Genomic DNA, 26,442 nt, shown 5'->3' on the forward strand with positions numbered 1-26,442 from the left:
CCTTGGCTGAATTGCAGACAATAGTACTCATACTATTTCTCAAAGTAGAGATAGTATGAGTGACAGTGGAACCATTTAAACGCGCGAAAAATGGCGGAAGAGGCAGGAATTGAACCTACCAAAGCTTATACAGCTCACATCGGTTTTGAAGACCGAGAAGGCCACCAGACCTCATCTCATTCCGAAATTCTCGTGTATAATAATGTAACTACCGTCATTATTATTTGATTTACATCAATTCTCAGCACAAATAACAGCATACTTTAAAGGAATTTAACTGAATGCGTAATATTTCATCATACAAAAGTTAAATTCCGTTATTACACCAATCCCATTAATTAAGTGGTCATATTTTAAAAGCATTAAATTCCCTATCGCCCTCGCGGGCATTCACTGTAGGGAATGCCCGCGAGGAGGCATTAAATTAGGCCAAAAAATTATTGTGATTGGTATTATTAGCGTAAAACTGAAAACAAAAAAACCTTACTTTATAGTAAGGCTTAATCTATAATATGCGTTTATAATAATTAGGTTATCGCACTACCCCATTATCTTGTAGATTTTCAATTAAAATATGAGTTAACTCTGCAATAATGTCATTCATATTGGTAGGATCGACAGATTCTGATGATGTTGACCAAATAGGCTTATGACTTTTAGTGTCAAACAAAGTAAATTCTACATTTACAAACTCATACGATACGGTGTAGCTATCATCATAAATATAACTGTAAGAATCGTTATAATAACTATGGAATGAAACGCTGTTGCCATAACCATAATTATTTCCAGGATAGCGAATATTCTTATCTTCAATATTGACTAACTGAGCAACAAAGACTGTTTGGGTATTATTATCTTTTATATACCCTGCGATATCATTTTTAGACGGTAATTTATTAGGAAATAACTGTGAGCTTGAAATAGCATTAACACCGTTCTTTCTAAAGTCGTGTACCATATCATCTTCGAATATACGTCGAACCCGTAAGTTATCTGACATCGCTACCACTAACGTGCTTTTAATCGGCATTTGAGTATAAGTTTTATCCACCCATGATGATGTTAAATTACTTGACGCACATGATGTGATTAATAAACAAAATAATGAAATAAATAGTAAACGCATAATACATCCCTTTAAGTTATGTTCTAAAATTAACAATAGTACAGGGATAGGAGAAATCAATAATGAAGAGGCTCATATTATCGAGTTTAATAATATTAACTAGTTGCTCAACAGAAAAGAATGAACTACCTGAATCTATCGACCATCAAAAAGAAAATTATAATTCATCATCTATATCTTCTAATGAAAATAAAAATGAAACTGAAAATTTATCACCATTATCTAAATCTATTTTAATTATTGAAAATGAAGCGACAACAGCGCAAGATCGTCAGCAACAAATTGATAAAATAAGTGCTATTTCAAATAATCCAGATGCCATATTTTATTTGGCAGCATTGTATGAAGAAGGAGTACTCGTTCCTATTTCTGAAACAAAAGCTCGTCAGCTTTATAAGCAAGCAGCCAATATGGATCATTCTTTATCGCGTTACTATTACGCGTTAATGTTAATTGATGGTCGAGGCGGAAATGTCAATTATACTGACGCTGAATCTCATTTACTCGTTAACCATAGTAAAAATCATGTTCCGTCATCTTATTCACTTGGATATTTGTATTTTATTCAAAAAAAACATGATGCTGTAATAAAAACACTTGAAAAAGACAATAATCAACACAACGAGTACTCATCGTATTTATTAGCGGTTTCTTATCTAGAATTAAATGAAAAAACCACAACGGCCATTGATTTACTACAACGTTCAGCAAAAAAAGGACATCAATATTCTCATTTAGTTTTAGGTGATATATACCGTAATGGTCTTTATCAAACCCAAGTCAACACGCAAAAAAGTTTTACTCACCTTCATGCTGCTGCTGCTGATAATCATCCTAAAGCATTATATGATCTTGCTACATTAAGTATTGAACATTTAGAACTTATTGATAACGACATTAATATAGCCATAAACCAACTTAAAACGTCAGACAAAAATGGTTACCCTGAGGCAAGTTTTGAATTAGCTAAAATTTATGACCAAGGTGATCTAATTACACAAGATTATAAGAAAGCCATTTATTGGTATGAGAAATCAGCTTCTCATGGGAATAATCGTGCAATGTATAACCTTGCAAGTATTTATATTAATGGTGATGGTGTTGAGTCTTCGATTGAAAAAGCAAAGTATTGGTTAACAGAATCAGCAAAAAATGGTAATAATCGCGCTAAATCGATTCTTGATAAAACAGATTAATATTCTTATTCTCTCTTATTAATAAAACCCACTTTCTTTAAAGTGGGTTTTTTATTACTTTTTTAAAACAAAAAAAACTTGCTTAGTATGACACTAAGCAAGTGTTGTCGTTACAAGTAAACGATAACTAGTTATCTATTCTGATGCCGAACTCAAGTGTTTCACTTTCACCAGGAGCAATATCATTAATACTTCCAATAATAGATCCTGTTGAACCATCTACAATTGCATTTACGCTACCTTTTGATATATCAGGTAGCACATTAGGAACAACATTAAATGTCGTATAAGATGGTGACGCATCATTCAACTTAACATTTTTGGCCGTTTCAATACCAATATTTTCAGCTGTTAAGCGGTAGATAATACATTGTCCTGGTGAAACCGAAAATGTCGTTGTTACATATAAAGAATCATTGGGTATACCTGTACAACTTAAATCTGGCATTTGTTCTTTTATAATTTTCATATTGGTATTAGCAATAGTGGTAACATCGATCAACTGTACCGTCCCACAACTTACATTCGCAGATATTGTCGTAATATTTTTAGCACCTTGCGTTGTCGTCCCGAGAGTGAAAATCTTAACGAAGAAGACTTTTACTTCATTTCCTGCTAACGATGCTATCTCAGTAATTGCATTATCATCGGAAGTTAATTGTTCATCAGCAAGAGTATCTTCGTAAATAACAACAGTAAAATTAGGATGTGAATTTGAAATATTGAGTGCAATATTTGTAAACGCATCATTACTGTTATTACGCACAATATGTTTATAAACAATAACCCCTCCTGCATGTGTTACACCTTCTGAATTAGCTTCAAAAGCTATACACATATTACTATTATCAACATTTATTGCATCATGCTTGATATCACTCGCACCAGTCGCAGCAGAGATAACTTTAAAGTAAATGGATTGCTGTGCAGATGGTGCATTTGCATCAATCGTGACATCTGCATATACCATGACTGCACCATCAGGGCCCAACACGGGAATATTAGAAATCACATTATCAGTCGCATCTTTAAATGAAACAGTCCAACCCGTTGGTAATGTATTAACTGCAAAATCACTGTTGCTGTATTGCAATTCATAGCTATCAGCGGTACCTGATGTATTAGTTACATAAAGCGTAAAACGGGTTGTTTCCCCTGGTGCTACTGTATTAATTGAAACAGGCGTTGTTTCTGTTCCAGCACCAAAACCACAATTATCATCAGCGGCATCACAGCTATCTTGTTGAGTTAGTCCTGTTTCTGCGCGGAAATTATTGGTTAAATCAACAGTACTCGCAATAATACTGCCCAACTTATCAGTTACGGTGTTTGATTTTGCCGTGTTATTTGAAGAGGTTGCCGTTTTCACTACTTGAAAAGGGCCCCCTGTTGTGGATGATGGCAATGTAGCCACTAATATCACTTTATAACCACACGTGCCTGCACTATCTGTAACATGATATGGCAAACATGCTTCACCTAATGCCGGAACAATACCAGTATCAGGCTTGCCATCGTTATCAGTATCAAGTAACGGTGTCACACCATCACTTTTGTAGAAGAAAAAACTCGTGCCCGCAGGGAATGTCGAATTATCTAATGTGATATTAAAAATATCTTCTGCATTACCACGGTTCCAAATATAGTTAGTAAAATGTACTCGCTCACCTTGGGTTGCTGTGGCGACTTCTACTATTTCATGATTAGTGTCATCACTACCATCACAGTTGGTATCATTACTACCAATATCACAGCCACCATTATTAGCAATAACGGCATAGTTCGCTGTAATTAAAAAAGGAACGCGGTTGGTATTGTATTTACCTTGTTCACTTGAATCAACAGACCCAAGGTTATCTTCATCAAAACCAAATACACCCGTGTTATATAATGTATCAGTTGCTAAGCCAGAATCAATATTAACCTCAAAACTGATGGTCGCCGATTCATCACTCGCTAAACCGTCCATAGTGAATATAACTTCATCATTGTCACTACACGAAGCACTAGGTGCAATACAAGTGGTAAAGGCTAAATCATGATCACCTGACGTTTCTGATGCACCTGTTGTCACCCCTGATGCGCTGACGGTTGTACCAGAAACACTCCATGCAACACCACCATTAAAGCGCATGCCTTCTGGTAACATATCACTTAAAATCACACCGTTAGTTTGCAGTGGATCCATATTAGTTAAGCCAACATTAGTATAAGTAAATGTCACGGTATAAGGGCCACTTGGTGATGCACCTTCACTTGCACTTAATGCTTTAGTTACCTCAATAATGGGTAAATTTGTCACGGTTAAGGTATCTGTATTTGTTTGTGTACCCACAGCACCATTTGCCACGCTAATGCCATCAACCGTTACTGCCTGACTGGTCGCTGTTACTGTAATACTGTTCGAGGCATTAATTGCAGCGCCGGCATCAATATCACCCACGATAACAAAATCAAAACTCTCGCCGGGCGCAAGTGGCCCAACCGTATCACCGGAGGCTATCGGTGACGACCCCGCATCAGCAACACCATCATTATTAGCATCAGGATAAACCAATGCGCCAGTGATCACATTTGCAGGAATAACATAATCCAGTGTAAAACTATCGGTATTATTACCGGTATTGGTTAATACATGATTAAAAGTAACTGTACGCCCGGGCGCACCTAATTTAGACTGATCATTGATCAACGTCAGTGCAGCTACAGGTTGGACTAACGTTTCAACTAAATTCGATGTCGTGCTACGTAAAATATCAGCACTATCACGATACGTTGCCCCTGCTTGGTTTTTAATTACAGTTCCTGATTCAGTTAAAGCAAAAGCACAAAAACTCACACTTGCCATCACTAAAAAACTTAATTTAATAACTAACCTATAGAAGACGTTCATATGAAGCTCCCTTGCACTATTGCGCACTTAAATGATCAGTAGCCGTTTTATATTGCAGACTAACAGGGTTAAAATCATCACCTAATAAAATCAGCTGTACTCGACGATTTACTCTATTGCGCTGCTTATTATTAGTCATAATAAATTGCTCTCTTGCTCCAGTACTCATAGTGACAATACGAGAAGCAGAAATTCCTTGTTGCTCAAGAGCATGAGTAATATATTTAGCTCTTTTTTTTGCTAACACATCATTATAAGCATTCTGTCCTGATGAATCAGCAGAGCCTATCACCGCCACATTTAAGCTTGGATTTTGTTTTAAAATCATTGCAGCAGACATCAGTTTTTGATGTTGAGCACCGACGGTATGCGACTCATCAAAACCAAAGTTAATCACTGTTGGCCAAGGTTCTGTAGCATCAACCACGATTTCAATCGGAGCCGGCGGTGGCGTATTATTACCACATTCTAACTTGCCGTATTCTGCGTAAATAGCTCGGTCACTGACGCAACCACTGAGTAATAAGCTATTAAGAAATAAAACTGTCATTGCAAATTTCATCATTTATTTCCTGCCTTTAATCGCTCAACCAGTCAAACATATCTTCATCAAGTTTGAACATAAGGTCGAAGTAAAAACCTTGGAGGTTATAACCTTGAGGATCTAAATCATCATCATCAAATCCAATGACGTTATAGCCAATGCCTGCTCGTAAATTTTTCATTATTAAGTAATTAACACCAGCACCTGCAGAATAACGACGGCTATTAAACCAATCAGTTCCTAACATTCCAGCATGTAAATCAACATCCCAGCGGCGATTAATGTAATAGATTACACGTCCATCAATAATGGTAGATACCGAGTCATAATTTTGTTGATATTCAGTGAAGTCTTCCCACTTCAAACCAACACGACTTGATACTGCCCATTGTGGTGATATTTGATAGTTTTGGTGTGTCGATAGAATATGTGCATCACGACTGATCTCACTATGTTCCGTTTTCCACTCATAAGCCGCTAACATGTGGTAACGATTATTAAGACGTGGACGGTAAGCAAGGCCCATGCTCATATGGTTACTCCATGTATTCTCACCTTGGTCTTTACTGATATAGCGATATTCATCACGAACTAAACCACTCCAATCTTGGCTTAGACGTGTCACCCAAGCACCTAATAGACCGTAATAATCTTCATTGTCGCCATGACGATATTCTAAACGTCCTGTGGTTTTGTAATTAGGATTACGAATATCTGCAGCACCAAGAGATACAGCTACACCCGATGCTCCGTCACCTTTTAGTACTTCAACGTATTCAACAGAAGGGTCAATACTAATGCCAGGTGTTATTTCAAAGCGACCACGATAACCATTTGCAAGTTCTAAACTGCGACCGTCAGAAGCACCACGTTGGCGGAACTCACTATATGTACTACCTCCATTTAGCCAATCAACATCAATACCTGCGGTAAATGTGTTGGTTGAACCACTGCCTAAATTACTAATACCAGAGAGTGAATCAATATATTCATATTGCGTGTAAATACTGGCTTGCTTATGAAAATTCCAATCCGCTTTAATATTGAAACGGCGCTTGCTGTCGTGGCCAAAACTCTGCTCATATTCAGTGTCAAATCTTGCTGGACGGTTAAATAAGCTGAAGTTACGCCCAATACCGACAATGGCAGTAGTATATTCTTCTGATTGGGTATCAGTTTCATTATGGATATAACGTGAGCCAATACGTGTCATCCATTGGCTACCGAGTATTTTAGTATCTACCGTTGCACTGATTGATTGTTGCTTTTCATTATGAACCAGTGATTCAGAATGATTTGCTTCAATGTTAAGGTTTGCAATACCGGTGAGCTTATGACGATGACGTAAGCGGATTTCTTGACGAGCAGGCGTTACACCACCGGTCGTATTCGTAAAGCCTTCTTCAGCATAAACATATTCAAGTTCTGTCGCGACACCTGGTGTCCAATCACGCTTAAGAAGTAGTTTAACTGCAGAGCCCTTCTTGATAGGTTCCGCGGTAGGCGTTGCTGTATCCGTTGTGATAGTTGAAGCGCTTTGGCTACCTTCATGGTTCATTGTCGCCACAGAAGCTATCAGTTTTGTTTTACTATCAACATCATAATTTACCCATAAACTACCGATGTTATAACCTTCAATATCATGGCTATTATGCTCATAGCTTGCGCCTGCTGCTAAATTTGGCGAGAAGAGATATGACAGCCTTGCACCCGCAATGGTATAGCTATCACCGTTACCATCGACATCATAAGCAATGCGTACTTTGATAGGATTAAGCTCAGAGTCATACATAGGGATAACACGATTAAAACGCATATCACCATTGAAATAATCAATGTTATAATCGACATAACGAGTTAATGATTGCTGCTCAAGAATTAAACCTTGGTTATCACGGTCGTAAGTTAATAGTGTTACTACATCACTATGACGAACGATACGCGTATCACCAATGTTATAAAACATGGCGGTACCATTACCGTTAATTTCAACTTCTTTATGTAAATCCTCAGGGCGAGCGCCATAAATCTGAGCGGCTAATTTACCATTATTGAAGACACCATTAGCACCATTTAATATTTGACTTGTACGGCCAATATCGGCAGCATCAGCACCTTCACCGCTGCTGTAGTCACCCCACATAATAAAGTGGCGCTCTCTTTCTAATTTAACAAATAACTTACTGGTACTTCTTGCATCATAACCTTTAATACTGGCATCACCTGGCAATGGGTAATAACTATCTGGTGAGATTTCACGTAAGAACTCTTCATCTGATTTATCACTGTCATAGCTCAGTGTTAAGTGCATACCACCTTTAATATTACCTTTCATAAAGATTGCAGCACGCTCGTCATCAGTGTAACGATTATCTCGGTAATTATCGGCTTGTTGTGATGGCTCTTCTCCGCTCACTTTGCCATAACGGCCGGTATAATTTAAAATACCTGTTACAAACAATGGACGATCAGCAGCTACTTGATAGAGCTTAATTTCATCAGAGAAATCTTCAACACTGGCTTTTACATTAATCTCACCAGTGGTATCGGTACTACGTAAGTACACCGTCTTCTCGCCATTAATAACACGTACCTGATGACCTGTTTCTTGCTCTTGAATATCAGGATCTAACCAGTTATCACCTTTGTCTGTATTTAAGGTAACGAAATATGTACCACGTGATGGATTATCATTTTCATCATAAAGACGAATCACAATAGGAATAACTGAACGTCCACCATCAGCTCGAAGTACATCACCATCAGCCATTAAATTAATATGCTTAGCCGATTGTGGCTGTGAGAAGTTCTTGCTTAATACCACTCGCTCATTACCAAAAGGATCAATCGTTTTAATTTCAATTAAGTTATTGCCATTTGCTAGACCAACGCCATACCAACCAACAATTTGTGCATTTTCTCTTTTATTAACAATACGCTCACCTAATTGTGCACTGCTAACACGTTCACCATTAACAAATAACGAAGGCTCTATATCACCACGAACAACCACAATAAAACGTCCGTCATAGCTATAATCATTGGTTGGCCAATACCACGTTCCTTTATCTGCTTCTGCACGTGTAATATTTTTTGCTTCTTTCTCTGGTAACGGAATATCGTCATTAATATGATTATCAATGTTATATTTCGCTTGTTGTGGAATGCTATTATATGAAGTCTCAACAATCGTGGTTTCAATATTATTATTTCTTAATGACTGCTGAAGGGCTTCTAATTTAGATTCTCTATCACTAAATCCAAATCTAATCGCATAATCATCAACCGCTACTTGATAAAGATAAGCCTCAGTTTGAAGATTATTAGGATAGAGTTTAATCATGCTTTCAAGATCTTGCTTTCGACCTTGGCGCGACTCAAGTGCATATCCCTTAAATGCTGTTAATGATGATACCGAACCTGTCTGTGTATTTGACAGGGTTGATGTTGATGGGCCACTTACAATGCCCGACTCTAAATCCGCTTCCTTAATCGCACTAGGGTTAGCATCATATTGTAATCCTTTAAAACTATCGGCCGTTTTCGTTAACCATTCACCATTCACATTAGTGTTTCGATCTTGAAGCTCTTGGTAGATAGCCGCTTGACCTTCTGTTGGACATGGCGCTTTAAAGTCTGCACGATGCATTTCACCACGCTTCATATCAACAAAACGAGAGTTACCATCACCAGCATTACGTGTATTGATGGGCTGTAGTTCTATACCTAAAGGTAATGTTTGCTTGTCAACACGTACAACATGATTACCCGGCTTGACACCAAACATCGAATACTGACCATTTTCATCAGTAATAACGTAATCACCTGTTTCAAGATAAATCTTCACACCACCGATTGGCCACTCTTGATTTTTACGTAATTGATTACATTGTGCATCAACAAAGACTTTACCAAACAGAATACCACGCTCTGACATGACTCCTGTTTGAGTGATCCGTACTTGATATTTATCGGTATTTGAAACAAGCACTGACCCACTGTCCCCACCAAATGTTTTGGCTTGTGCATAAACTGAATTTATACCGTCAGAATCAATAGACCCCGCGGTCAACTGTAATACGTAGGTTAATGTATATGTACCGTTTTGAGGGGCTTGTGTAGACCCTGACAATGTACCGATATCAAACCGATAACTGTATGCATCAATTCGCATCGGGTCTGCAAAAGGTTGATCATTAAGACGCGTACTACCTGACATATATTTAAAGCCATAAGGCATGCTATCAAAGACTTGCGCATTAAAGACTTCTGAATCTGGCAGATTATTTTTTATAATAACGGTATATTTAACATAGCTACCCACTTCAGCAGATGATTTATCCGCTGTCTTTTGTACTGACAGGCGGCGATCTAAATTAGCAGGATCTAATGGAATATCGAATAAGTTAATGGATTTTACTGGTGATAATGTAAATACCCCCGAATTAGCAATATCTTCATGACCAAATGGACCATAAGATTCAGTCACTACATTAAATATATTAAACGCCGCTAAATCTTTATATGATGATGGCCATTGATGAGTACTTGGTGGCGTAACCGTAATATAGTATTTTGAAAGATCATTTATATCTAATTTAGGATAAAAAACTTTACCTTCACTATCAGAAATAGCTTGAGCGATAGGCGTTAAACCATCCACATTAGGAATGCTCGTTTTCGCCGTTGGCGCAGTTCCATCTTCTGATTTAAAGAAGTTAACCGTTGCTTCTGCAACCCCATTAAAGTTAGTTGAATCAAAAACAGTGAATTGAGGGCTAATGTAAGCAATATCACGTAATATTAAACGATTACTGTTGCCAGTATAAACTTCTAAATAGAGTTCACTATTTTCTAATGTTTGAATTTCACATTCTTTAGCGGTCGTCCCGTTTAAGCCATAACCTTCTAAGTTAATAACGTCATCAATGGCTGATAATAATGAAGGATTATCAGACTCTCCCGTGACCCATAATAATGGCGTCACATTTTCTAAACAGTGATCTAATATTGAACGAGTATGATTCTCTTTTAGTGATACTGCTTGTACTGGAATAACACTTCTAAAGTGGCCGGTATTAGACCCCGTTTCTGCGAATACCCAATTAAAGCTATCACCTTCACTTGAGCGTAATATGATAGGAAAATCAGATGATGCCGACCCAATAATATCAATAACTGAACTATATTGGTTCGCCTGAGGAAGGAAAATTTCAGCATGAACACCATCGAACTTAATATCGAAATTTGCACTGTCAGTATGGTAATAAAAATCAGTACTTTCAAAATGCGTGGGCTCGTGATGAGTAATTGTTGAATCAACGTCGATGACTTCATCATCTAATATTTGAAAATTAATAAGCTTATTAGTATTTGATGTATCACCTTCGCCAGATAACGTATTACAAATTTCACTACTATATGAGGTGTGCATATCCGCTGCTGAAAGATTAACTTCTGCTTGTGAATAAACTTTAAATGGCGGAGAACCTGCAATATTATTCACTTTTGCATAATAACTAAAATAGCCTGAGTAATTAGGACGTAAATAAGCAGGTTTAACTAAGAAGCCTACTTTTTCTACATTTCCAGAACCATCCCACGTTGCATAGTCAAACCATTCAAGATCATGATCGCTACTATTAGCTGTAAATATTTTATTAATGCCAACTAACACAATACCACCATCAAAATTAACTTCAGGCGAAGATAGTGTTACTGGCGCATAATCACGAGCAGGTTTACCATTGGTGATTTTATCTTGTTGAAGTACCATATTCCCAGGAACATAAGTGGTTATCAATACACCTGTATAGCTGACTTTAACAAAGTTAGGCGCATTAGCTGACGCAGTATTAATAGTGAATTCATAAGGACGATCTGATGCTTCTGGTTGAACTAATCCAATGCTAGTGTAATTAACACGATATTCAACATCGTCAGATGATTCTAATACATTATTACATAGAGCCGATGAACTCATAACAAGATTTACTACAGGCCCTGTTGTAACAATAATAGTGACTTCACTTGTTTTTATTTTATCAGGATCAGAAACTGAACTTACTGTTGTTTCAATCTTATAATTACTCTCATTTAAATCTGTTGGCGGAATAGAAACAACATAAACTAAATTAATTTCATCACCAGGATTTAATTTTGGTGTAATATAATTTCCATTACTGTCTTTTGGTAATTCTCTTTCGCCTGCATCATAAATACCATTTCCATTAGCATCGATATACACATAAATATCATCTGCATTTGGCGAAGTAACATCACCACTATCACCGATTAAATTATTAACATCAATAATATAAGAATCCGGTATATTACCTGTGTTAGTGATTATATTTGGAATATTAATAACAGAACCAGCTGCAACATATTTATCAGTTTTTTCACCATTATTATCAGGAGTAAGATCAAAACTATAAATATTTTCTACTCGTATGTATGAAATATTAGATAGTATCTTTATGGTCTCACCACTTTCTGAATCAAAATAGGTCATAATGGCTTGATTCATTATTTTGGTGCCAGCGTCAGTTAATGCTAATGTCGCTGAACTTAAACTAATTAAAATGAAAACAACCAGATACTTCATTTTAGTTATGTAATTTAAGAGGCCCATAAGCTCTCTCCATAGGCTAAAAAATTCAAAGAAATGGATATAAAGGCTTATTGAGACAACTTTGTTAAATAAGCTCAATAAGCCCCCCTAAATAAATAGGGAGGCATGATTAGATTGTATTAATCTACTTTAACAACGAAGTGGCCAACAACACGATCACCTGGCTCTAAATCACCAACAGTGTAGGTTATTGTATCACCTGTAATTGCGCTGCTTAAATCAATAAGACCCGTAGATGTATCTGGGTTACAGATTGGACCTAAGTCATCACTTAGTAGTGCGTAATCAGCATCTGTTGCAAACTTCACTGCACCAGTATCTGTTGAATTACGACATTGAACTAACTCACCACCATTTGAGAACTGCGTATATTCAGTACGCTTATCCGTTATAACAGTGTTTAGCGCTGTTGATGTACCTTCGTTAATTGCAACCAGTTTCCAAATTATACAATCACCCGGAGCAACAGGGGTTGTATGTTGTTTCTGGAAGTTCTTATCTGTATTAGGAGCACCCGTACAGCCCGTATCTACATCTGTAAATTTATACAAACGAATCTGACCTTTAACGACTTCTGTATTATCAAGACCCGTTGCTGTTACGCTAGGATTTGTCGTTGAAACACCAGTAATAGTCGTCACATTATTCGTTCCGGCACCTGCACCATCAGGAGCAAAGACAGTAACAAATAATGGAACAGTTTCACCAGGCTCAAGAGTCAATGTCGGCACGGTATCTGAACCATCAGTTGCATCACATGTTAAATCAATGCTATCGACAGTACCGTCACCTTGCTTAACAAGAATCGGGGAAGTCGCTGGTGCATCACATAAATTACCAATTTCAGTATCAGGGTTACCGTCACCAGTCGTATCAATCGTTATGGTATTTTTAAAACCTGTTCCACTATTTACAGATGAAAGGTCAACAGGCTCAATCGTATTACCATTATTACCTAGTACGTGTTCATAATTAACACTACCAGATGGTTCAACTTGATTACTTAATGACGATGGTGAAATATTGATACTAGCTGCATCTTCTACATCAAATGCTTCAACCTTACGGTTTGTTGCACCAGATGCTGTAGATTCAACAACCATCGAAATGATATAATCTAAATCGCTATCACCATTCGCATCAATAGCACTCGCTTGAAGACTATCAGAAAGCGCTAGCGTTGGATCAGAAGGAATAGTAATTTCAGCAGTCACCCATAGTACAGCACCAGCAGGTATAGACGGTGTTGCTGTCATTACTGCCCCTGTTGCCGGAATATCTACCGCACCTGAATGATCGGTATCAATACCATTATGCTTGAACACAACTGTCCAACCTTCAGGTAATGCTGGTAACCATGCAGAGCCATCATAACTACCTTCAGCACGTAATAAGAATGAATCTGAACTACCACCTTCGTTAGCAATATATAATGGTACCATCACTGTTGAACCTAATGGCTCATCAAACGTTGTTGCTACATCTGTACCATCAAAACCATCGCTAATATCAGCAGGGTCAAGATCAACTGCAGGATCAACACTTGTAATTGGGCTATTTGCAATATCAACTGTTGGACCTGTAATAGCCGCTAAACGCTCAATTTTACTACCAGACTTGGTTTTATCATTGAATGACGTTGCAGTTGTTGTTGCATCAAATGGTGCAGGGAAATCTGCAGCATTTGCTGGAAGCTTAGCAACAATACGAATCAAGACTTCATTACAATTTACGGTAATTCCATCAATAACCGTTGGTGTTGAATTATCACACGTTGCTGGCTGCACAGGACCAGAATCGGCGCCATTAAAACCATTGGTGTCAACAAGTTGCCCTGTTCCATCAGCATTCCAGTATTGGAAACCTGTAAGTGGAGGGAAGCTTGTATTAGCAGTTGTTAAATCAAAACTATCAACTTTATTACCGCTGTTAATAATTTTGTTATAGAAAAACACATCACTACCAGAAGAACCAGTATCTACCGTTTGAATACCATTGCCAGAACCATCAGTATCACCACCACCTGAACCGCCTGTTTCAGGACCAGTATCAATAATACTCCCGCCTGTTGTACTTGTTGTTGGTGTTACGGTTGGATTTGTCGTATCAGGACCTGAAGTTAATGGATTTGGATCATTACACTCACCATCATCAACAAAGTCACCATCACCGTTTAGATCTCCACAACTATAAGCAACGTTACCAATTGCAGTATCACCTTCAATTACATCTGGTGAGTAGGCAACATGGAACGTCATCGACATCGTATTAGTTGCACCTAATAACTTATCAATTGCGTATACACCAGGTACTATCGCATCAGTAGTATTACCATTACCATTGAGATCTAAACCTGAACCAATATCGCCCTCATTGGCATCGTCTATACCATCTTGATCTAAATCAACATTAGAGGCTTCATCAACAAGATTAGTTGCGTAAGTAATTAATGTGTCATTACTCGATGTTTGTAAGGTACTTGTTGGCGCATAACCCGCCATAGTATTAGTTTCGACTAATGTCGTACCATTCGGAATACCATCAAAAACTACAACATCTTTTGCATCAGTATTACCAGTATTCGTTAATTGAACGGTATAACGAATTAAACTAACAGGTAAGTTTGTACTAGGGTCATTATCGACATCAACCCCAAAATCAGACTCAGTACCTGCATTTTCTAAATGGGTTGCTGTTTTCGTCATATTAATAACAGCATTATTAGTAACAGTGATTAAGTCAGCGTTGGTATCATCATCACTATCATAATCATCGCCTTGATCTGTCACAGAACCATCGACAGTTGAACCTGTGCCATTATGAGCTTCAGCTTCTAAAGTCACACCAACGGTATCACCAACATTTGCAAGAGGATCTATACCAACAGAAACGATTAAATTCATTAAATCGCCACCATTAATGGTAACTACATCACCTGAATTAAACTCAGGCTCACCTGGCTCTGCAAAACCACTATTATCCACATCATGATATAACTTTATTGATGTTGCATCTGATGTATCAGGACCACGGCTATCAGTTCCAGGTAAATTCTGGTTAAAGGTCAATGTAAAAGAATCTGGACCATTACCTGTATTGGTTAATACATGAGGAAGATTAACTGTTTGACCAGCAGCTCCAGGCTCATTGAGATCTTTTTCAATTGTTGCGCTATAAATTTGCTTAACAGTTATTATGGCTTCATTTGATGTCGCTAAATAACTATTTCCTGATTCATCTTCATAGGTTACTGTTGCTAAGTTTTTAATATCTGTTCCGGCGGCAGTAGCTGCAAGGGCTTGGCTAGATAAAGTACCTGCACCTACCGTTATGAGTCCGGCCGCAACCCATAAGCTTATAGGCTTTAAATGCGTCTTCATAAAGTGGTTACCTTTTAAGGTCATTAATGTAATTACTTAGATGTGTTGCAAAACCCTTGCAAAAGCACGGGGTGGAACATTCACTCAACGTTTATTTAACTTCGATACGATAAGCAAAAATTTGTTTTTCCTTAGCATTAATAGGAATTAATGGTATCCAACGAACTGCGGTATATTTTTCAGGTGGAATAATAATTTCCACTTTCTTTCCATCTTTCATAATTTCGCGTTTCACTGGCTCTGATTCAAATGTTTTACCTCCATCAATACTAACGACAAATTTAGATTTAATTTTTGTATTACTTGTATCGGCAACATAAAAAGTATTTTCAGGAATAGGTCCTGTTATCACCAAACCTTTTAAAGGCTTTTCAGTATTATTGGTATACGTTAATTTGTACTCAATTTTATCTTTTGGATAAACCTTTTCAGCTTTTACTAATTCTTCTTCACCTTTCTTGTTTGTCTCAACAACATAAGCATCCATTTTACTTGTCAGTAAATCTTTATCTTCCGCATAAACAGAAAAAGACATTATTAAACCGGTTACAACCATCAATAATAATTTTTTCATATTACACCTCATCCATTATGATCCATGAAATATATATAATGCTAGAAGCATGCCAATCGAAAAAATAAATACTCTTGTATAAAATCATCAGGTTAAAAATACTTTCATCGATGTGAATTTACGTCACTAATAATCAATCGCACAATGCAAAACAAATATCAATTACTCTTGTAATTTTGCAAACCAAAAATTAAAAACACAAAAATAATCGTCTTAAATTAAAAATGCAACATTCAAACAAAAGACATTTTCTTGAAATTAATAAAAGGCTTAATGATTAAAAATAAAAATCTAACAATTTAAAAATAGCGTAATTTATTTTTCTCATGTCACAATGCTGAGAAAATATCAATTTTAAAATTTTTAATTAATTAAATAGTTATTATTTAACTTGTACTTGGTAGTAAATAACACCTTTTTCTGACGGTTGCAGTTCACCAATAAACTTCACATTAATTAGCCCTTCATAGCCATTAATATTACTGCCATTATCAGTATGGACACTACAGGTAAGCGTTATCGGATAAGTAAAGTCATTACAGTCTAGGGCTTGTTTTAAATAAGTATAAGCGGGAGTATCATCAAATATGATTACATCTGTTATTGTACCAGTGCCAACATTTGCAAATACAATTTCATATTGCAAAATATCATTCGGTTTTGCAATATTCTGCGTCAGTTTACCTGTTGCTTGAGTGATATTATTCACAGTCTTCTCTAGTACTAATTCACCCGCACCAGCAAAAGTCACTCGAATAGTATCTAAATCGGTCACTACACGCGTTATGCCATGTCCCAATAATAAAAGATCCTCAAATATCATTGTTGCATTAACGGCATAATATGCTTGTGAGTTAAGTACTGCATTATTCGGTACAAAAACCTTACTTAATAAACAAACAGTATCATATCCCGTTACAGAAATAGGAGCAGAAAGGCTATTATCACCACTGTCTAACTGACGGTTACAATTATGATCGCGATATAAAGCGATTGACCAACTGCTATTAGCTGGCGTGATCACCGCGTTAGTAATAGCAAAAGACACACTACCTGCGGTATACGTTTCTAAACGATGAGGTAAGAAAACAAACTTTCCAAGTTCGACATGGGTGAAATTATCGGCCTCTAAACGGAGTGATTTAACTTTACCAAAATTCAAATACTCAACATTATCTCCAGCATTGGCAACCACTGTAATTTGGCTATCGATTACGCTCGTACTGGTAGCTTGAGTAATACTTTGTAAATCACTTTCACTAATATCGATCCAAGCAGATTGCTTGATAACATCAATAACCACCGCCTGAGTGGCAACTTCAACAGGTAATAATAATTCATAACTGCCATTACCACGTGTTCTTACTGTTGCAAGAATATCACCCGTATTGTAACCAGCAATAGAACTACCTTGGTAAATAGCTTGCACAGTAAAACGCCCAAGCCCTACTTCACTGTGTGACATAATGCCATCATGAGCGGTTGCCCCACCTGCTGCGTTATCTTCAAACACAAATCCTTTGATAATAATTTGATTAATTAATTCAAAAGGATAATCCTCAACCTCACCATTTAGTGCAACCATACCGAGTTGATTATCATCCGGTGCATTACATTGATTTGCTTGAGCACATAACCTAAACCGTATGGTGCTATTACCGCTATAGCCTTGTGTATAAGCCGCGGGTAATAATAGTTGGACGGTATTAATACCATCAGTAACATCGAGCTCATTAACAATTTGTTCGCCACTATCACGATAACTGCCATTACCATTCATATCAGCCCATACATTTAGTTTGAGCGTTCCTGTATTTTGATTGGTCACTGTAACATCAACATTTACAATACTATTAACCACAATACTGGTTGGCATATTTACGCCATCTTCATCATCAATATCGTGATTATCGTCGCCTAATCCATTACTACTATTAAACTGAGTTAATTCAGGATCAAGCAATGTCCCTAAGCGGTAATCAGCAACACCATCGGCATCATTATCATAAAACTGATGACTAACGTTACCATCATTAATCGCCGCTGAATCACCATAATCAGCCGAGACAAAACACCCTGCACCATCCAGATTATCAGTATAAATCTCACCCATCGCCGCTATCGCAACAATATCGCCAGTAAGGGTATTTATACGGTACATGGCCGACCCACTGTGCTCTAGAGAACCATCGCGATCAATATCGTGAGAACCATTTTTCGTCACCACATAAAGGAATATACCACTATCCATAAAGGCTGCACCTACCACACCACCTGCTGATGGCATGCTAGCTCCTAGCCAATTAAGAGCTAAAGTATCAGCAGTACCCCCAATAGGATCCAAACGATATAACAGCCCATTGAGTATGTCGGCATTATAGAGATAGCCGGTGTGACTAAAGGCCATATCTCCCCCCATAGGGGTTAAGGTATTTTGTAATGACACCACAGTGAATGTTTGATCTTCAATATCGACTTTAATCAGGCTTTGCCATTGTTCATGATGTAGATAAAGGTATTCTCCTGCTGGATCAATGGCACCGCGGGTTGCTGTATGCATTATTATTCCGTTAACACTGTTTGCAAGCGGCTGATTTTTATTAAAGATAATTGAAGTAGATGAGATCAGCTCTAATGTTTGATTAACAGAGGACACAACCCCTCCTAAATCAACCACTTCGACACCACTTTGATCGGTCACAACCAAATGTACATCATCATTTGCTGTATTAGTATCTGTTGCAATACCATAAATTAAATAATTTTCAGGATGAATACCCAATGCATTTAAGCGGTCAAAATTACTTAATCCTGCAATAACAACTGGTTGTTGTAATTTTGTGGTCGTAAATGGCGTTGCCTGAGGCTGTAATGTTTCAAGACTAAAACTACCACTAGTGCCATGAGACAACGTTAAGTTATTACAACTATTAGTGACTAATAGTACTGCTGACGTCCAAACTTGATAATCTTCAACCTCGCCATTAACAGCACTCATACCCTGTTCTATATCGTTAAATTCATCACACTGTCCAGCAGCAGCACAATATCGAACTCGCATTACGGTTGTACCGTTGTACGTACCCATTGCTACGCTATCAAGCGTCAGTGAAATAGCATTATTACCCTCAATAACAGCATAATTGGTAAGTAGTTGTTCACTACTATCAAAATTTCCGCCTCGCTGATAATCTAACCATATATTCACCATCCCAGCTTCACTTGCTACGAGTGAAATAGTATTCACACCTGCTTGTAGCTGTGGTGGAATAATAACGCCATCTTCATCGGCTAATGTATATAAATTATCATCACGTGCATTGGTACTGGTGTGAGCATTGAATTCACTATCCCACCGTATTCCTAGTGAATAATCATTAACACCATTGGTATTATTATCAGAAAATTGATGGCTCACACTGCCATAAGAACTTAATGCATCACCAAAATCTTTCGCACTTTCAATACACCCAGCGGCATCTGAATACGTTGTAACCGCATTGGGTATACTGCCTAAATAGAGTGCTTTTTTAGACAATACATTAAGTTGATATAGCGCTGTGCCTGTGCTTTCAAGGCTGCCATTTAAATCACTGTCATACTCGCCATTCGTCATAATATAGGCGAAATTATTTCTACCCATCACGATACCATAGCTACTTGCATTTGGAATGGTAGTACCAAAATCAATCGCCGTTGCCGAAATGGCACCACTGCTTGGGTTAATAATATAGAGGGTTCTGGTTGCTAGTTCGGTGGTATAAATCAGCCCTGATTCGGCATTAAAGACCCAATCAGAATCAAACGGTAACGACAATCCATTTCCAGAAGATAAACCTATATCAGGCAGGAGTAAGTTCACCGTATCAACAGTAAAGCTATTTAAATTCACCCGTAATATTTGCGCACTATTTATATGACCTAAATATAAATACTCGCCATTGTTATCGATAGTGCCTAACTGCCCAACTAATGTCGTAGGAGCGATTATCGGGTTACCCGTGGTTATTGAGGTAATTACGCCCGTTGTAACATTTACGATATCAAAATCAGTATTGGCTGTTGGCATACCAACATCAACCATGTTTCCTAACTTATCAAACATCGCTATATGTAAATTATTACCACTATCAACAAAGCTACCGTAAAATACGCCGCCAATACGATCAAAAGCAATGGCATTAAGGTTATCAAACCCAGTCTGATGACTAATAATATTTGATACATTATAAGGAGAAAGAGTTGTGGTTAATGCACCGAAATCAAAACTAGTCGCACTACTACCACTTGATTGATAAATACCATCACATGTTGTATCAGGGAAAACGCCTTCAATGACTTTAGCGAGATGATCTTCCACTTCACCATTACTGGCAGGACCTGAAACCACATCACATCCAACCGTTGCATCATCAGTACATAAACGCAAACGTAAATAAGTATCGCCCGTTACTACACCACTCAATCCGCTCCAACTGACACTGATATTCGCTTGGGTTACTGTTGCACTAACAGGGGCACTAGCCCGTTCTGATAATTCAAAACCATCACTTTGATTAAAATCAACCCATGCGTAAAGTGTGGCAGATTTACCTGAATTATTGGTAATTGGTACCGTAATACTGCCATTAGTATTATTAATAAACACCCGAACTTGATTATCAAACCCGTCTTCATCATCCGGTGTTGTGCCGATAGTATCATCGCCATTAGCCAACATTTGGGGTAAACCATCAACATCGTTATCAGGTTTATTATCACCTATCCATAATGTGTTATTACGGGTTACATGATAAGGGCCACTTGAGCTATTCAACGTTAAGTAACCGTCTGGCGCATCACCAAAATCAAGCCCTAATGGTGCATAACGACAACGAGCCCCATCGTTACTCGACATGGTAAAACCTAAATTAGACACTATGGTTGCAGTGTAGTTAGTCGCCGAACCATCACCGATTGGTATTTGTAATACTGGAGCGGCTATATTTCCTTTTGAGTAAGTACCATTATTAACGGCATACATATTCCCTGCTTGATCAAAATAAATAGCACCATAACTAGAACTAAAATGAGCCGCATTATAGCCACGCGTTATTCCAGCTGAAATAACCGTATTAATCGATCTACTATTGCTACGGCTATTGGTTGCAGGATCAAAACTCGCAATTGTCCCATTAGCCCGTAACCCATATAGCTTGCCATCAACCGGGTTGATCGCAAAATCAGCAGTATCAAATTTAGAAATACTTGGTCGGCCGACTTCTTGTAGATAGGTTTCACTGGCTGGGTTTACATCCACTTTTAAAAGATAGGCCGTGTTACCACCTGTCATATAGAGAATGCCATCATCAGAGATAGTGGCATTATTAAACGCAATATTAATATTACTTCCCGTAAGGGTAATCGGTAATAAATGGACGTTATAATTACCATCAATTAAACCAATTAACTTCGCATTGGTTTGACTGATATCACCAATAATATGGTTATATTGCATCATATAACCCACTTGCAAACCGCCACTGTTATAAGTACTGGTAATATTGGCAGCAAGCTCTTCAGTGTCACCGGTAAATAAATCAACAGCAAATAAATCCGTTGGTGTTCGCAGTGAGAGATAACCATCTGCGTCACACGATGCAAACCCAGGTGCACTAATATCAGCAAAGTTATTCCCCGAATCATCACTGGTTATCGTACCTAAATCAATGATATTACTTGAACTTGATGTATATCCAGCAGGATCAGTAATAGTATTATTTATCAATAAACCATCACTATTTACCGCGCCCACCTCTGGAGGACAAATTGAAGGTGCTGGTATCATTTCATTGGCAGTTTCATAAAGTTTATATTGATGATTGGTTAACGCAGCCAGTGCATAGTCACCGTTTATATCGGTGGTAGTAGATTGACAGGTATTGGTGGTGACATCGTATAAAGTAACCACGACATTGCCAATTCCTAACTCGCCAGCATCAAGGTTACCATTGTAATAATTCATGCCATCTGTAACAGCACTATTACTATCTGCAAACACCTTACCACTAACTTTGAAGCCAATAATAACTGCATAGTCTTCTACTTCACCATCAACAGCAAACCCTGCTGAATCATTACAGCCAAGAGCTTGAGTAGTTATTCGTAAGCGAGAAAATGTGGTTGCGGGCACTGTTGCAGCAGTAAAGCCGGTAAATGACAACGTTGCTGAACCATCAGAAATAGCATCAGTATCATCACATGTTGCTTGGACAAATTCATTATTACTGACATCAAAACTACCATTATTATCAAAATCGACCCAACCATAAACATTTGCGCCTAGATCTGCATTACCATCATGATCATTACACACCACATCAATTTGATAATCAGTACTATCAATGAAGAACCCCGGCATACCCGTCACTGCATCTTCATCATTACCCGCACTAATCCCCGATGTGTCGGTATTATTATCATCTGTTGCAGTATTAACGTTATTTTCAGTGCCGTTTGAGAAACCGTCACTATCGGCATCGGCGGCTATTGAGCCTAAATAGAGACTATAGCGATAGCTTCCAAGACCATGCTCTACTCCATTATTACTGCTTAATGTTTTATAGATATCTGGTGCATCACCAAAGTCTGATGCTTGGCTAAAGGTAATTTTATGATCTTCAACCTCTCCCCCTACCACATCGCCCGTTGATGCCTCATCCCATGTTGTTGTTCCTAGATCTTGTGGTAATAATTGATTCGTAATACGTAACCGTAAATAGCTCGTCCCTTCTTGAACTTGAGCAATATCTATCCATCGTAAGATCGCCATACCTGTCGAGACTTCGTCAACATCAATACACTCACGGTAAGCATACTCACTACGCTCAAATTGTTGATTGCCGTTAAAATCAATCCAACTATGGACAATTGCTTCTAAATCATCACCCGCTACAAAATCATTACAAGGTACATTTAGCGTAAAGGTTGATTTAGATGAATCTAAAATGACATTATTAACGGCATCTTCATCACTTAGCGAACGCAGTGCTGAGTTATCATTAGCATCATCTTGATTAGCGTCAATATCTTGATAAGTTCCGGGATCCATATCCGGTTCAATATCACCTAAGTAAATTCCAGCAATGGCACCAATTTCATGCACAGGACCATTACTGTCTAATAATGTATGGAAGGTTGCATTAGTACCATCATCGGGTGCATCACCATAATCACCTGTTCGTGTTATTTTAATTCGATGATCTTCAATTTCACCACCAACCGCTGTAATGATACTGCGTTCATCTTCAGGGGTTACACTGCTATCTTGACCTGAAAACTGACTGTCTGGCACAATACGCAGCCGTAAAATAGTCTCGCCTATCACTACATCACTGCTATTCCAACCATTCCAATTGAGTGTGACAGAGCCATCAACATTTGGCGTAACATCGAAACAATTCGCACTAGCTTGTTCATTCAATGCTGCCTCAAAAATGCCATTTTGGTTAATATCTATCCAACCAAAAACAGGGGAATTATGACCATTACAAGGGATAGTTAATGTATGAGCGGTCGCTTGATCACTGATCGATAATAGTGTCGAGATGGCATCTTCATCATCAATTCCAATGCTCATTTCAGTAGTATCATCACTATCTGCTTGAGTATTGGCTAATGTGCCATCATCACTATCAGGGGCATTACTGCCAAGATAAGCGACTGAACCAGAGAGTGGAATCTGATGATAAGGGCCATTGGTGGCAAGTAGCGTAGTGTAATCATCCATTGCGTTATTCGATGCATCACCATTGTCAGGTGCGTCACCATAGTCATAACTAGGTACACAACCAACATTAATACCATCGATGAGGTTACCTTCACCGTCTGATGCCCACTGAACGGGCAGCCAAGCAACACGAGTAATATATTGGTTTGCGGGTACGGTATAAATACCTGTGTATTGAATAAACCCAACATCAGTACTGCTCTTTTGGTCAGTTAATTGTACCTGCTGTAAATTATCTGGTGTTCCCATTCGCATTTCTGCTTGTTGATCACCACCCGATGTTTTACGTCGCGGCGACCAATAAAAATCCCATGCCAGTATTTGTCCAGGCTCAGTAACAATATCTTGATAATACATTTGTGGTATAAATGTATTCAGTTCTGCAATATTGCCACCAGTAGGTGTCGTTGCATTACCCGGACCATAACGTTCACGTGATTGAACTAAATTACCACTCGAATCCCAATCATAGGTGATAAACGAACCTACGCTGTGTGGGCCAATTGACCATCCAGGTACATTTTCTTCACGAAAATATTCATCGGTTAATCCTTGGCTTGGTGTGCCTGCTGGAATGTCAAATCCACCATTTTGAATCATGCCAACGTTACACCCAGTAATGGCTAACGAAGGTGCTGCAATATTAACTAAGTAATCTTCGACCTCACCATCAGTAGCGAGTCCAGTTACTGTCGCAATGTCTGCTGCGTTTGAGGCATAACGAACACGCAAATAACTCGGGCCATGCACACTAGAACTCGGAATAGTAAAAGTAATACTATTATCACCTTGAATAACAGCGGAGGTTGCAACTAATTCACTTTGCCCATTAACGGTATCATTCCAATCACCATCTTGGTTGATATCAAGCCATATATTAATAAAACCAACAGCAGAGGCGGTGATCACGACTTCATTATCAACGTTAACATCAGTACCATTAATAAAGCGGTTAGTGTAAATAATGGCCTGATTACTCAATCCAATGACACTGTCATTAGGGTTAATTTGCACACCATCATCTAATCCATCTGTGGTCGCATTTATATGAGGGGCCGGTGCAACTTCAGTATCAATATGATTTGAACAATTAGCGGGTACGGCAGTGCCTAAGCACACACCAGCAATAACAGTATGTCGAGCACCATCATTGGCGGTTGTAACGGGATAAGTTGCAGCATCATAACCATTACTGAGATCAAGACCTTGTGGCGCATCTCCATAATCTTCTGTTATCGATAAAGCAGTAGCACAACCAGCGACATCATCAAATGTCCAATCGTTATATTGACTATCAACAGCTTTCACTGCACTCACAATACCAGTCGAAATGGTCACTTCATATAATACAGGTCCAGTGTATTCTCTAGTAACACCATCGTTATCAAGATCATGCGTACCATAACGATGAATAAATTGAGCGGTATTGTCGTCACGTAATAATAAATGGGCAGGATAAGTTATATTAATCGGCGCTAACCCTTGCCATGTTAATGCGATACTAGATGCTGTTCCAGCTTCAGGGCTAAGCTTCACTAAGTCGCTACTATCTTGCTTAATGGCATAGAGAAAACCAGCCGAATCAAATGAAAAATCACCCGACGCAATAGAACTAACAACTGTATCTTGCTGAAGAACTGTGAATTTTTGGGTCGCTAAATCCACTTTTAAAATATGATAATCATCAAAATGAAATAAATAGAGATGCGTACCCGCAGGGTTTATCGCACCAGAAAAATAAGTTGCCGTATACCCTTCGTCATCTTCATCACCTGGCGTGTAATTCGTCACTTGCTGAGTAAAAGATTGGCCATCAGTAAAAGTAATTGCAGGGTATGATCCAAAATCACGGGTGAGGTTTTGGGTACCATTAGCATGAATCACACCATGATTGGTAATATTACTGCCCGTTACCGTCATTGAATATAAATACATCGGATAAAGAGGATCATTGCGATCATTGCGATCATAAACAATACCATAGAGACGACTATCGACGGGATTATACGATAATGTGTTAAACCAACGGGCATTAATGCCACTGATGCCTGTCGTCTCTAAATTAGTATTTATTGGAGTAAAACTTAATACGCTATTCTGATCATTAAATTTATGAATCTGATATATTGAATCAGTATCATCTTCATATAAATTAAGAAGAAAATAATCATCACAGATGGCTGCATTAATCGGTGATATTATTGTATTTATCAACAACGACACCATGAGTAATAATAAATATATGGCACTTTTTTTTATCTTATTTTTAAGTTTACTCGAATAAGACATTGCTATTAGCCCCTGTATATTTTGTGTCTCCATAC

At 38.0% G+C, this 26,442-nt stretch carries 8 protein-coding genes and 1 tRNA gene; 1 reads left to right on the forward strand and 8 read right to left on the reverse strand.

All coding sequences use genetic code 11. The features are described from left to right. Positions 1–91: 91 nt before the first annotated feature. A tRNA-Sec gene (locus BTO21_RS20105) sits at positions 92–183 on the reverse strand. A 349-nt stretch (positions 184–532) separates the two neighbouring features. Continuing rightward, entirely contained in the window at positions 533–1,129 is a 597-nt protein-coding gene (locus BTO21_RS15660) for a hypothetical protein (protein ID WP_045028397.1), read from the reverse strand. 62 nt (positions 1,130–1,191) lie between these two features. Here BTO21_RS15660 and BTO21_RS15665 point away from each other — a divergent pair, with 62 nt between their 5' ends. Next, on the forward strand, positions 1,192–2,325 hold the full coding sequence (locus BTO21_RS15665) for an SEL1-like repeat protein (RefSeq protein ID WP_105026902.1): 1,134 nt from the start codon (positions 1,192–1,194) through the stop codon (positions 2,323–2,325). 127 nt (positions 2,326–2,452) lie between these two features. Here the strand turns inward: BTO21_RS15665 and BTO21_RS15670 are convergent, their stop codons facing one another. From BTO21_RS15670 to BTO21_RS15695, 6 genes are all read right to left on the reverse strand, one after another. Beyond that, positions 2,453–5,218 (reverse strand): DUF11 domain-containing protein, encoded by a 2,766-nt coding sequence (locus tag BTO21_RS15670; RefSeq protein ID WP_045028399.1) that lies wholly within the window; start codon positions 5,216–5,218, stop codon positions 2,453–2,455. A 16-nt stretch (positions 5,219–5,234) separates the two neighbouring features. Beyond that, positions 5,235–5,783, reverse strand: a complete 549-nt coding sequence (locus BTO21_RS15675; protein WP_082056819.1) for an OmpA family protein — start codon at positions 5,781–5,783, stop codon at positions 5,235–5,237. A 13-nt stretch (positions 5,784–5,796) separates the two neighbouring features. After that, positions 5,797–12,396: a DUF11 domain-containing protein gene (locus BTO21_RS15680; RefSeq protein ID WP_045028402.1), complete on the reverse strand. Its 6,600-nt coding sequence runs from the start codon at positions 12,394–12,396 to the stop codon at positions 5,797–5,799. 119 nt (positions 12,397–12,515) lie between these two features. Further along, positions 12,516–15,776, reverse strand: a complete 3,261-nt coding sequence (locus BTO21_RS15685; RefSeq protein ID WP_045028403.1) for a hypothetical protein — start codon at positions 15,774–15,776, stop codon at positions 12,516–12,518. Between the two features lie 91 nt (positions 15,777–15,867). After that, complete coding sequence (locus BTO21_RS15690; protein ID WP_045028405.1) at positions 15,868–16,350, reverse strand: DUF11 domain-containing protein; 483 nt, start codon at positions 16,348–16,350, stop codon at positions 15,868–15,870. 382 nt (positions 16,351–16,732) lie between these two features. Further along, positions 16,733–26,332, reverse strand: coding sequence for a GEVED domain-containing protein (locus BTO21_RS15695; protein ID WP_128973067.1), 9,600 nt, complete (start codon positions 26,330–26,332; stop codon positions 16,733–16,735). Positions 26,333–26,442: the final 110 nt, after the last annotated feature.

Origin of the sequence: Photobacterium phosphoreum (assembly GCF_002954725.1) — a bacterium.
GTDB classification, from domain to species: Bacteria; Pseudomonadota; Gammaproteobacteria; order Enterobacterales; family Vibrionaceae; genus Photobacterium; species Photobacterium phosphoreum.

Coding starts and splice junctions, on each gene's coding strand:
- BTO21_RS15660 (WP_045028397.1), bottom strand. CDS start 1,129: ATGCGTTTACTATTTATTTCATTATTTTGTTTATTAATCACATCATGT.
- BTO21_RS15690 (WP_045028405.1), bottom strand. CDS start 16,350: ATGAAAAAATTATTATTGATGGTTGTAACCGGTTTAATAATGTCTTTT.
- BTO21_RS15675 (WP_082056819.1), bottom strand. CDS start 5,783: ATGATGAAATTTGCAATGACAGTTTTATTTCTTAATAGCTTATTACTC.
- BTO21_RS15680 (WP_045028402.1), bottom strand. CDS start 12,396: ATGGGCCTCTTAAATTACATAACTAAAATGAAGTATCTGGTTGTTTTC.
- BTO21_RS15670 (WP_045028399.1), bottom strand. CDS start 5,218: ATGAACGTCTTCTATAGGTTAGTTATTAAATTAAGTTTTTTAGTGATG.
- BTO21_RS15685 (WP_045028403.1), bottom strand. CDS start 15,776: ATGAAGACGCATTTAAAGCCTATAAGCTTATGGGTTGCGGCCGGACTC.
- BTO21_RS15665 (WP_105026902.1), top strand. CDS start 1,192: ATGAAGAGGCTCATATTATCGAGTTTAATAATATTAACTAGTTGCTCA.